This is a genomic window from Halomicroarcula saliterrae (assembly GCF_031624395.1).
In the GTDB taxonomy this organism is placed as follows: Archaea; Halobacteriota; Halobacteria; order Halobacteriales; family Haloarculaceae; genus Haloarcula; species Haloarcula saliterrae.
Genome location: NZ_JAMQON010000008.1, coordinates 22765 through 33456, shown reverse-complemented (window position 1 = coordinate 33456; position 10692 = coordinate 22765). Strand labels below are relative to the sequence as shown.

Below are 10692 nucleotides of genomic sequence, written 5' to 3'. Positions count from 1 at the left end.
GTTGTACTGGCGATTTCCTTAACACAATAAGAACAGTGGCAATCAGGGGAGTCTATGAGACTGGATTCAACGAAGACGTTCATATGCATTCACGTACGCAATCAAGTACAAATCTCGGCCCCTCATTGGCTTTTTATGGGAAAATATAGAAGTTAGATTCAGGCATTAGAACGGGATGGAAGAGACTGTATGCTATCTGTGTGGAAGTCCGACGCAAGATAATCAACCCTCAATCAGTATCTGTGAATACTGTCAGGAGGTCGAAACTACTCTTACCGCTGGGATTGAGGCATTCAAAGAGATTGGATTTACTACACAATTAGAGCCGCTTATTTCGGGTATTACGTGGTTTGACCTTAGGAAGACGGCAGCCCGCCACAATGGTCGTTCCTTCCAACGAGAGTACGTCCCATCGATCGAGGTACAGCAAGCGGTTGATGCTTTATCCCAACAGATTCAAGCGGTGGGTCAAAAGTCGTCTTTGACATATTTTCATCTGTTTAATGCTATGGGTGAAATGTGGGCTCAGAATGATCACTTGGGGTCTGAAGCCGGGTATCCAGCTGAGACGATTAAGCTAGCAGTCGGGATTGCGTCTTCCTCACATATTGAACCAGAGACATCCATCAGTCTCTGTGACCAGTATCCAGACCCCTCTGAAGTGTTCGGAACTGAATCGTCAGAATCGATTACATCCGATAGTCTCTACGGAATTGAGTTGCACTCTCTGATAGACCTCCTTGGAATCCTTTTCCAATCATGCAATGACGTGAGCGAGAAGTTCGACGAATTTGACCCAGTAAATGACTTAGATAGAGTGCGAGCTTCAGTGCGACGGGCAAATATTTCAGCTAGTGATTACCTCTATTCAGGCTATTCAATTGAGACAATGGAGCGGCTGTACAGTCCCTTCAATCTCGCCTTGCTACAGGAGTTCGGATTTGAGATCCGCGATGCACGCGACTATAGCAAACAGATGCTCGATTTCTTTTATCACAGGAGGAAGCTTCTCTATCAGGTTATTCGCTGGTATCATGCTGACGTTCTTAGAGTTATTGGCAGTTTCTGGGAACGACGTGACGATATCGATGCGGAGAAATTCTCTCGCTCTAGCATCGGCAAGGAACGTCTTTTTGCTGAAAAGATGCAGTGGTCTCACGTACTAGAAAGTGCGACCCGGTTGCTCTGGTTTGATAAAGAGGTGCTACGTGCGTGGGCCGGAATACGAAATCCGGCTCGATTTGATGCGTTCCTTAATCGTATTAGTACAGAAGTTGGTGAAATCGAATTCAACAATCCCTATAGCCAACTGAATCCTCTAGAGAAACATCCGTTAGTCAAGTGTGAAGGAGAGTTCCTCGTTCCACTACCTACCCAGTTTACAGATGCGCTCTTGAACACCTTCTATCACGACCTTTTCGATATTAGTGATCAAATCAGAGGCAACAAAAGCCAGATATGGGGAGACGTTATCGAGCATTGGTCTATCGATAGTGTTCAAAAACTGTTCCCAGATACAGAGATACGCTCAAGTGTATACTTGGGAGACCTGGAGACAGATATACTTCTTCGACATGAGGATACCGTACTAATCTTTGAGGTAAAATCAAAGCAGCTCACTAAAGAGGCATTTCAAGGAAGACCGGATGCAATCCGTGAAGATTTCTCGGAGGGGATTGGAAAGGCCGCATCGCAATTAACACACCGTATCCACTATCTTCAGAATACAGATGATGAAACTCTGGAGAATGAACTTGGCATCGACTTTCATCAAGTAGAGACGTATCTTCCAATCGGTGTGATGAGTACCACATACGGAGATTTAGCGACCACTAAGTACACCCGGTTATTGGAAGGAGGAAAGACGCCATACATAGTGAGCGCCCATCATCTCGATCTGATTTCGAGAGTCCTCAATACACCTGAAGAATTCATACGGTATTCTGAACAGCGAATCAAGGCTAATGAAAAGGGGTTCTTTGAGAGTGACGATGAACTAGATTTTCTCGGGTACTTTGTCCGTAAGGGAACTCTTCGTCCGACATTCAAAGACGTCGAAAATCTCGTAGACTCCGATCACACTGAAGTTGTGAATAGTATTGCAGGGTTTAGGAAGGAAGTAGAGGGCCATCTGACCGATGATGATACCTATACATATATCCGATGGTTGGAATAGCCACGATTTGGCGATTAGGATCTCCAGACGTGGAGGGGGTGGATATCCCGGAGAAGTTCATGGGCGTGAATCTTCCAGAAATTGAGAAGCTTGACGAGAAGCAGATAGCTCCGTTTAATCTTTCAATCAACATCGCTAGGTCAACCGAGCAGGAACGGGAGACGGGTGAGGGGCAAGGGTCGATCTGGCGCAGGCTAGGGGAGAAAATCGGGTGGCTTTTCTAACCGCTCATCTCAGAAGTTCTATCGCGTGTTCTGAATGCTTAATCTCGGCGTTGAGATAGAAATTCTTAGCGTCGGTTTCCGATTATAGCGGCTCCACCCGAGACAACCACTCCGAACACCACCCCCACACCATGCGCAACTATATTGATCGTTGCCCCACCCCCAACGCTCAGCTGACTCGGAAAGAGCACGAACACGAACAGCCCCAACAACACCACCACAAGCCCAGTGAAAATACCCTCAACAACGAGGTCAATCCGAACCCCACCCAATCCACTCCAGAGCTGCCACCCGGTCACCACCAGCCCACCACCAGCGAACACGCCGACCTCGAGCGCAACACCGCCACTGTAGATAACGGACAACTCCACCATGAGAACGAGATAGATCCCGAAGCCAACCCAGCCAGCTGTCGCCCACCCGTGGCGGTCCTGAATCCAGCACAACAGCGCTACGAATCCCATCCCGACACAGCCACCGACGATACCCGAGAACCCACGACTGTTCCCACTAACCCCCGGGACGAGGCCCGTGAGTGTGAGGAGACTGCACACGCTCACCACGACCGGCCCCACCAGCACCAGTGCCAGCAGTGTCCTGCTAAACCAGCGCCGGCGGCCTGCCAACCGTGCCAGCCCGTACGCCAATCCAGCTGCCACGACATAGCCGAACAGATTCGACAGCAGATGCCGGTCACTGTGGTGGACGAACGCACTCGTGAACAGTGAGTGGACCTCGACGTCGTGGTACTGCAGGGCCAGTCTGTGCTGCAGCGCTGGCGGTACCAGGACATGAACCGCTGCAACCAGCAGGCCAATCCCAGCAATACAACCGAGATCGAGCAGTGTTTCGGTAGACGGCCGTGTGATGTCTGCCCGTCTAAGAGCACTGAGCGTGGGCATTCACATCTTCTCCACGATGGTTGCTATCGGCACCCCGACAACGAGAAGGAGAATCGCAATGCCGAACAGCCACGATATGCCTGGTCCCGCTACCACCCGCGGCAGCGTATCCAGGGCTGCCATCACCAGTGGGGGAACAACAAGGACCAACAACACCACACCCATCAGTGTCCCACTGTCTATGTTGCCTCTCTCACCAGCCTGACCAGTATCATTTACAGTGCTTCCGCCTCTCGAATGGTGTATCGAGTCGTCTGGACGCATGGACGGGAGATTGGTATGACTGGGGCTCGTATAATCACTGGAGATAGTTCAATAATTCAAGTTGTTGTGATGGCAATCACGGCCCTCAGCAGTACCTATGATGGCCATCATGAGCCTTTGCTGTGGGGTGGTTTGGAATGAAATCCCGCGAAGAGTTGCTGGACGAGTACGACCACCCCAATCAGGAGACCAAACGAGAAGTTATCAACTATCTGTATGACAATCCGGTCGGGGATCATGACCCTGAAACGATTTTCGAGGCTATCCAAGCGGACTGCCCTGCCAACAGTTCGGGTACCGTTGCCAACGCACTCTCGGACCTGAACACTGAACATGACCGAATTGCCCACCACCAACGATCTTTCTACCAGTGGGAGGGAGAAGGGCGTCGTCGACCTAATCGACGATTGGCCACTGTTGGCGAGTCGGTCAAAGCGTGGCTTGCCACACTGGAGCTGTCGGCAGGGACACTCCTACTGGCGTTTGTAATCTGGTTCCTCGGGATTCTGACTGCGGTCCTGAGCCTCATTCCACTGTTCGTGACCGACACCCTGGCTGGCGCGACCTTCATTTGGTGGTTCCGAATGGCTGGGCTGCTGACTATCTGTGGGTCAGCAGCAGTGATGGCGTGGATTCCACTTTATCTGTGGGACCTACGGTCTGCTAAGGAAGTTCATTGAGGGGTGTGATTTCACAGTTTTTCCGAGAGAGCCGACAGCTGATTACAGACTAGCGCTGTGTAGTGTGAGAAACAGACAGAGGGCAAGTTAGCTTCTACTTCAGATACGGACAAGTGCCAGGATAGGTTGCCATCCCATCGTATTCGACCAGCTCAGCCTCGAGTTCCTCCAGCAGTCCAGCTATCTCATCGAGCTGAGCGCCAGCCTCCTTTGCAAGGTCGTACTCCTCCAGTGTGTCTATCCGGTCGATAGCCTCAGCGACCACTCGAGAAACGACTTCTACGTCGTTCTTGATCGAGTTATCCCGTGGCCGGGTCAGAATTGGCGTCTGATTCCGTCTCCCCGTCGGGTACCTGGTCTGGCCAGCAGTCGAACTGACACCATGTTCGATATGCGAAATCGCCCTCTCTTGCAAGTCTGTCTTGGTATCTGTGGTTCGTGATAGGGAGACTGCCATATCGAAGACCCACCCTGGGTAATCCTCTGTCGGCTCAAGCGGAATCGACGCCGATTCGATCGGCTCATAGTCGTTGAAGTTCTCGATAAATTGGTCCCGCAAGGAGGTGAAATCCGAATAAGTAGCCTCGATGTTGGTCTTCTGTTCGGCGAGCTCAGGGGCGTGGTTGCGCAGCAAATCCTGAAAATACGGATCCTCCTCAAGTCGGTCCGGCGCAACATAGAACTCACTCTCATCGCTCATCGAATACGATGGTTCTGCTGTCGTCACAGTTGAGCGCTTTACTTCGGGCAAATTGTCCCGCCAAGCCTGTACACGGTCACGGAGTGTATCCGAGTGATACGTGCGACGCTCTCGCTTGTTCTGACGATGGAGTAAATAGGTATAGTATGCAGTTACAGCCACCAGGATCACAGTCGAACCGGCTTGGAGCCATGCTGGTTCCACGACCATTGCCTACCCCCACTGGTTGCTGTTTAAAAATACGGTCGATGCTAAACTGGCTACTTACTAACCAATACCCAGCTTTAATTGTCACTACCCAAATCCAGTATCGCTTCTATCATCGTTCGACGGACCGGGTCAGAGTGAACACGAGCAGTGCCACGAATCCCGGCACTACGAGGCGATCGAACAGCCTGTACAGCGGTTGGAGCCAAGGCGGTAGTTCATTGCTGCTACCCAGAACGAGTATTCGGGAGAGTGCGAGTGTTGCATCGACGAAGGATGACGGCTCCTCGAGAACGAATGGGAAGGCAACAAAAGCGGATATCCCTACCGTCAACAGTATATAAGAAGCGACTACGCGATGAGGGTCCTCTCCGTAGCCGGTGACAGCATTGTAGGCCAGGTTCGACAGAATGTGTCCTATGGAACCGAGAATCTCCAACAGTGATGGGTCATCGTGATATCCCCATTGGTACTGGCTGATACGATTGTGCATCTCTTTTCGGAAGAATGCCGAGACTGCGACGGTATCACCGACAGATTTGGCACCCTGTTTGGCTTTCAAATACGTAACCTCCCGTTGGTCCATACCCCGCTCTTCAGCTGGAAGCGGAGATAGAGGATCGACATCGATGGTCCAGTTGCGGCTTTGGAGACTCTCGCGATAGTCCGGGAAATCGAATCCATCGAAATTGGTCTTGTTCGCTATAATATGCTCAAAGGCGCCTGACTGTGGTATGATATCGATGTCGCCAATGGTCGCGCCCCTAAGACTGTAGTATACAGTGCCAGAATCTGGTTGAATGAACCGACCGGATTTGATATGGCTGTCGTGTAGGTAGATACGGCCCGTCCCGTTCAGACCTGCAAACGTTCCGTCCGAATCGTCGGCTTCCGGTGAGAGTACGTCGAGCGGGATACAGCGTAACTCAAGGCGTTCGATTGTAGCGCCCGAGAGATGAATTAACCCAAATATTTCTGTTTCTGTGAATGATAATTCAGTCGCCTCGATTCGACTGAATTCGGCATTTTCCAGTCGGGAACAATCGAAATTTGCAGAACCTTCGAACCGAACATCGCGGAAGTCAGCACCATGAGGGTCGATGTCGCTGAACTGGAAGAATCGTGAATCCTCATATAGGCGGCCACCGTAGTATATTTGTAGATCGTCAGTATCAGGCTCTCCTCCAAATGAGGCATCCGGGTCCGGTTCCGTGCTGGTTCGTCTAATGCCACGGAGTGGGAGCAAAGTCATGTGCATAAACCGATAACGTTGCTCTTCCTCTTCCAGCTCGGTTTCAGCGTATTCACTCTTGAAACTCGTGCCGACAAAACTCGCATCCGATTCAAATGTCGCCTTCGAGAAGTCAGCGGCTTCCAGTATCTCTGACTGACTAATCTCAACTAACTTCTCGAATGAAGTTCGATGGCCGGAGATTGTCTCCATTACACAGTTGTCGATAATCATGCGTTTGCTCAGTGTGGCACCGATCAGTGAGAACGAATCAATTTTCGAGTCTTCGAATCGGAGATGTCCATCGATATCCGCGAAGTGAGCTTTGAAGGATTTGATTTTCACGTCATACCCAGTTATGCTAGCTGGCAATTCACTGTCGCTGCAATCTAAAGAGACGATAGCTGCACCATCCAGTACGATTCGCGGAGTGCCCCCGATATCTACTCTCTCATGTTTTAAATCAATAACCGGTAGTACTGCATCGACGAACTGATTGGACCGGGAACTGTTAGCCTCTAACCGATCTACGAATGCATCTCGCACCTCCGCAACAGTGGTCGATGCGCGGCCTTCTTCGCCTAAATGGAAGATACAACGGGACTCGCTTTCATCATGAATAGGGTGTGGACACTCCCACTCTATCGCTTCCGAAGATTGGTCTTCAGTCCGAATCTCGGCTTTTTCTGCGAGTTTGCGAATTCCCTCACTTCCCTTCAACGGGAGTGTTGTTTCCCCAAGCGGGAGTTCAGTTGAGTAATTGCAGTTATTCATTACATATTACCTATCTGAACAGCTATTTCAGAGTTGGGACGACCGGGGTGAACATTTTAGCGTGAAAAATAGTCATCTCAGTACTCTTGCCCACCAGAATACATTCCTGAGATCTAAGGCAGGCAATCACACTGGGCCTAAACTAAACTGACACATACTATATCCGCCCACCGCTGAAACACCGACACAGTGCGCTGGGGCGAGTATCCGGACGACTGGGAGGAACGCACACAGCGGGTCCGAGAACGCGACGAATACACCTGCCAACAGTGTGGCGCCACCGACACAGAACTGCATTCCACCATCAAACACCCATCTCGGATGGTGGCAGCCACGATCTAGACAACCTCGAGACGATCTGTCGGGCCTGCCACGCAGCCGAACACCCTGTCAAAACCACGCTCTCCGAGGCACTCACGAACAACCAGCGATTGCGGATGCAATATCGGTCGTCCAGTGGCACCCGTGTCCGCGGACTCGACCCATACGGCATGGCCATGCACGAAGGGATCCAGTACCTGGTGGGCTACGATTACTACCGCGAGGAAATCCGAATCTTCAGGCCCACCAGGATCGAGTGGGTCGAACTACAGCCAGAGACGTTCATCCCGCCGGCAGATTGGGACACCAGTCAGTATCTCGCCAACGAGATGGGATTCCAACGGACCGACTCCGACAGCTGTTTCATTGCCACCGCGGCGTATGGGTCACCGACAGCATCGGAGATAGACGTCCTCCGTCGATTCCGCGACGACATCCTCGCCAAATCATATCTGACCCGCTGGCTGATTTCAATGTACTACGCCCTGAGCCCACCTATCGCCCGGTGGATTAGCCGGAGTCGCAGGCGGCGAACTGCCGTCCGTCGCCTGTTCGTGGCGCCGTTGGTCAGATTGATAGAGAGGGTTTGGAGTTAGTCGGTCTACCACCAAGCCACGAGAATACCGCAACGACACAGTCTCTGACACAACCCCCAGAATTATCAGGGAAACTGAGAGTAAACAATCGTGAACACTCGGCGCCTCGGCCTAACCCTACTCTTCGTCTGTCTCGCCCTAGCCGCCCTGTCGACGCCAGCGGCCGCCGACGAGACCTTAGAGGGATCCACAATCAACGCCTCGGCCCAACAGGAAGCAACGAACCTCGAGCGGCTGGAAACCGTCGCCGACCGGGCGGGCCTATCCGCCCCGACAAACGCGATGTTGTTCATCGACGACTCGGGCGATGCCTACCTCGTCGGCACCGCCCAGCAAACCCGACCGGGGCGCTCCCGGTTCCTGCCAGCAGTGTCCTGAACTCGTCTCTAGAATCGTTGTCCAGACTGGCGTAGCAGGTGACCGCCATCGCCAGTTCGTCACTCTCGACTGCACCGGTCTCGTACGCCCGCAGGAACCGCCACTGCACCGATGGATCCATCTCCCGTAGCGCGTCGGCTGCTCCTGGTCCGTTTCCACGACGTCGTACGGAAACTCCCCACCAGACACGACGAACAGGAGTCGTCCCCGACTCACCGTACTCGACAGGAGATGGAGATGGTTGAGTCACTCAAACGGGCCAGTTGAGGCGGGCGTCTCTAAGATGTTGGAAGAGATCGGTTGACCGTAGATGGGTATATATAACTAGATTGAACTTGGGTGCTCCACATCTACTGTGCTAAGACACGATTCAATATCAGATTCGTTATCTAGGAAGTCACCATCCATAGTGACGAAGTACAGTAGACTTAGGCTCTCTTCTTGAGTTAGGTGGTATGAATCAAGTAGAATATCTCTGTCTGTAGGTTTCCCAGATAAAATCTTGTCGATAGTACTGAACACTGAATAGTTATTATAATTATGGTTGATATTTTTGAATATTTCTGGTTTGAACCCGTCACAATTCTGGTTTCTGATATTGGCAATCATATTGACGGCTGCATTAAAGTCATCGTCAATATCATCGCTAGTGGACTGTAGTCCTGTCCGGCTGCTCACTTGTGTCAATCCCGTATAATAGTGTTCGTTGTCTTTGATATGCTGAATCACGTGGTCGACTGCAGCATCTCTACAGTGACTCAGTTTCTTCCAGACAAAATCGACTATTTCATCCACTCCTGGTCGGGAATATCCTGCTTCGAAATCTTGGAAGATATGCTTTGCAGCCTGTTTGGCAAGCCGACGGCGTTCATTGACGACATCCTCCGCTTCCGATAGAACTCTCGGGCTGGTATGAAGGTCAATTCCGGATAGTGAATCAATATACGACCTCACTACGGGTGCTTGACGATCCCACTCAACAGTGTATCCTATTATAATATTTGTCTCGATGAAATGATTCGGCATTAGTAGAAGAGTAGGTTATTCACCAGACGATTGATTATCGAGGTACTTTGCGGCAATTTTCCCCCAACTGCTATCTTCTGAAACTCTGTTTGACTCATTCGCCTCGTCAAACTCGTCGTCGATAGCTTGACGGAACTCAACTAGGTCGTTCGCTACGAACTGCCTAGTTCGTTGATACTCATCTTCCCATTCCTCTCTCTTCGAGTCATAGTACGAATCGTGTTCAAGAAGACGAAGCTGCTGACAATATAGACGCCAAACCCCGTCCGACAACTGCTTGAAACGGTCTGCAAGTATTCGGTTCTGCTCCCCGACAGCAGACAGATAGCGCTTTGCAGTATTCACGTATCGACTAAACAGAGTGTTGAATTCATCAAATTCAGTATCTAACGGCAGATATGCTTCAGCAGTACTGATCTCTGAGGCTAGGTTGTCCGTTCCAAGATATAGTGGGCGGTCATTAGAGAATTGTTCGATAGCGAATAGTATATTTAGCTTGAAGTACCGCTGGAAATCGTAAGGGGCCTCACCGTAGACATCTTGGATTTTGTCTTCATGACTACGGAAAACATCGTAGTCCTCCTCGATAGCCAATTTAATTTCTCTCTTCGCTGTCGCAATGTCGTCTTCCCCAATCCCCTCTGCAGGAGTGACCCCTTCCTGACCCGGTTCGTACCATTCACCGGTTCCAGTACCCGCTGTCGGTTTTGATTGAAGAACACCCGTATCAAGCCCGTGGTTCACAGTTTCTTGAACAGTGTCGCTAACTACACCATCGATATACCAATAGTACGGGAGCAGCTCTTTAATGGTGTTTTCATCGTCTAATCGCTCTCGGAGATGATAGAATATCTTCTGGATGTCGAGATAGACAAGACCATCGATCTCGTCATCTGATTCGAATACGTGGGACAATAACTCCAACAAAGTGTCCCTCTCCTCTGGCGTCATTGTTATACTAGGACTCATGAGCGCTAACGAAAAAACTTTCTCACCAACTTCGCCTCTCTTTTATATCGGGTCGGAAGACGCCCCTCAGTATTCGCTCAAGCGCGATTCCAGAATGTTCTGGTAGGTATCGTCACCGGTTGCGTCGGCCAGCCCTTCGCACAGCTCGCGGGGGTCGTCGGTAATCTCCCACTCGCCAAGGTAGTATATGTGCACTCAGCGTCCCAGCCACCGCAAAAATATAGGATTCACGCTCATGGTCACG

The 10692-nt window shown here is 51.0% G+C and carries 12 protein-coding genes; 5 read left to right on the top strand and 7 right to left on the bottom strand.

Annotated elements, in window-relative coordinates:
* Nucleotides 1-175 precede the first annotated feature (175 nt).
* Together NDI56_RS20330 and NDI56_RS20325 are read left to right on the top strand one after the other, a co-directional pair.
* Nucleotides 176-2176 carry a hypothetical protein gene (locus tag NDI56_RS20330; RefSeq protein ID WP_310921648.1) on the top strand — a complete coding sequence of 667 codons (2001 nt, stop codon included), beginning with the start codon at nucleotides 176-178 and terminating at the stop codon, nucleotides 2174-2176.
* Nucleotides 2164-2400, top strand: a complete 237-nt coding sequence (locus NDI56_RS20325) for a hypothetical protein (protein ID WP_310921647.1) — start codon at nucleotides 2164-2166, stop codon at nucleotides 2398-2400. The genes NDI56_RS20330 and NDI56_RS20325 overlap by 13 nt, the downstream gene beginning before the upstream one ends.
* A gap of 65 nt (nucleotides 2401-2465) precedes the next feature.
* Here NDI56_RS20325 and NDI56_RS20320 read toward each other — a convergent pair whose 3' ends face one another.
* Nucleotides 2466-3302: a hypothetical protein gene (locus NDI56_RS20320; RefSeq protein WP_310921646.1), complete on the bottom strand. Its 837-nt coding sequence runs from the start codon at nucleotides 3300-3302 to the stop codon at nucleotides 2466-2468.
* A complete protein-coding gene (locus NDI56_RS20315) occupies nucleotides 3303-3566 on the bottom strand; it encodes a hypothetical protein (protein WP_310921645.1) in 264 nt (87 codons plus the stop codon). It abuts the gene before it with no gap.
* A 137-nt stretch (nucleotides 3567-3703) separates the two neighbouring features.
* Between NDI56_RS20315 and NDI56_RS20310 the strand changes: the two genes are divergently transcribed.
* On the top strand, nucleotides 3704-4246 hold the full coding sequence (locus NDI56_RS20310; RefSeq protein ID WP_310921644.1) for a hypothetical protein: 543 nt from the start codon (nucleotides 3704-3706) through the stop codon (nucleotides 4244-4246).
* Between the two features lie 94 nt (nucleotides 4247-4340).
* Here NDI56_RS20310 and NDI56_RS20305 read toward each other — a convergent pair whose 3' ends face one another.
* Together NDI56_RS20305 and NDI56_RS20300 are read right to left on the bottom strand one after the other, a co-directional pair.
* Nucleotides 4341-4946 carry a hypothetical protein gene (locus NDI56_RS20305; RefSeq protein WP_310921643.1) on the bottom strand — a complete coding sequence of 202 codons (606 nt, stop codon included), beginning with the start codon at nucleotides 4944-4946 and terminating at the stop codon, nucleotides 4341-4343.
* A 319-nt stretch (nucleotides 4947-5265) separates the two neighbouring features.
* The gene (locus NDI56_RS20300; protein ID WP_310921642.1) at nucleotides 5266-7158 is read right to left on the bottom strand and encodes a hypothetical protein; all 1893 of its coding nucleotides are present in this window, start codon (nucleotides 7156-7158) and stop codon (nucleotides 5266-5268) included.
* Nucleotides 7159-7427: 269 nt separating this feature from the next.
* On the opposite strand from NDI56_RS20300, the gene NDI56_RS20295 reads away from it, so the two are divergent.
* Both NDI56_RS20295 and NDI56_RS20290 read left to right on the top strand, forming a co-directional pair.
* The gene (locus NDI56_RS20295) at nucleotides 7428-8075 is read left to right on the top strand and encodes a CFI-box-CTERM domain-containing protein (protein WP_310921640.1); all 648 of its coding nucleotides are present in this window, start codon (nucleotides 7428-7430) and stop codon (nucleotides 8073-8075) included.
* A 90-nt stretch (nucleotides 8076-8165) separates the two neighbouring features.
* Nucleotides 8166-8453 carry a hypothetical protein gene (locus NDI56_RS20290; protein ID WP_310921639.1) on the top strand — a complete coding sequence of 96 codons (288 nt, stop codon included), beginning with the start codon at nucleotides 8166-8168 and terminating at the stop codon, nucleotides 8451-8453.
* A gap of 324 nt (nucleotides 8454-8777) precedes the next feature.
* On the opposite strand, the gene NDI56_RS20285 is transcribed toward NDI56_RS20290, so the two are convergent.
* The 3 genes from NDI56_RS20285 to NDI56_RS20275 form a co-directional block, all read right to left on the bottom strand.
* The gene (locus NDI56_RS20285) at nucleotides 8778-9407 is read right to left on the bottom strand and encodes a hypothetical protein (RefSeq protein WP_310921638.1); all 630 of its coding nucleotides are present in this window, start codon (nucleotides 9405-9407) and stop codon (nucleotides 8778-8780) included.
* A gap of 87 nt (nucleotides 9408-9494) precedes the next feature.
* The gene (locus NDI56_RS20280) at nucleotides 9495-10430 is read right to left on the bottom strand and encodes a hypothetical protein (RefSeq protein WP_310921637.1); all 936 of its coding nucleotides are present in this window, start codon (nucleotides 10428-10430) and stop codon (nucleotides 9495-9497) included.
* 84 nt (nucleotides 10431-10514) lie between these two features.
* Nucleotides 10515-10643, bottom strand: coding sequence for a hypothetical protein (locus tag NDI56_RS20275; protein ID WP_310921636.1), 129 nt, complete (start codon nucleotides 10641-10643; stop codon nucleotides 10515-10517).
* Nucleotides 10644-10692 lie beyond the last annotated feature (49 nt).

What these genes read in the sequence shown, in the direction of transcription:
- NDI56_RS20330 (WP_310921648.1), top strand. Translation starts at nt 176, where the DNA reads ATGGAAGAGACTGTATGCTATCTGTGTGGAAGTCCGACGCAAGATAAT.
- NDI56_RS20325 (WP_310921647.1), top strand. Translation starts at nt 2,164, where the DNA reads ATGGTTGGAATAGCCACGATTTGGCGATTAGGATCTCCAGACGTGGAG.
- NDI56_RS20320 (WP_310921646.1), bottom strand. Translation starts at nt 3,302, where the DNA reads ATGCCCACGCTCAGTGCTCTTAGACGGGCAGACATCACACGGCCGTCT.
- NDI56_RS20315 (WP_310921645.1), bottom strand. Translation starts at nt 3,566, where the DNA reads ATGCGTCCAGACGACTCGATACACCATTCGAGAGGCGGAAGCACTGTA.
- NDI56_RS20310 (WP_310921644.1), top strand. Translation starts at nt 3,704, where the DNA reads ATGAAATCCCGCGAAGAGTTGCTGGACGAGTACGACCACCCCAATCAG.
- NDI56_RS20305 (WP_310921643.1), bottom strand. Translation starts at nt 4,946, where the DNA reads ATGAGCGATGAGAGTGAGTTCTATGTTGCGCCGGACCGACTTGAGGAG.
- NDI56_RS20300 (WP_310921642.1), bottom strand. Translation starts at nt 7,158, where the DNA reads ATGAATAACTGCAATTACTCAACTGAACTCCCGCTTGGGGAAACAACA.
- NDI56_RS20280 (WP_310921637.1), bottom strand. Translation starts at nt 10,430, where the DNA reads ATGACGCCAGAGGAGAGGGACACTTTGTTGGAGTTATTGTCCCACGTA.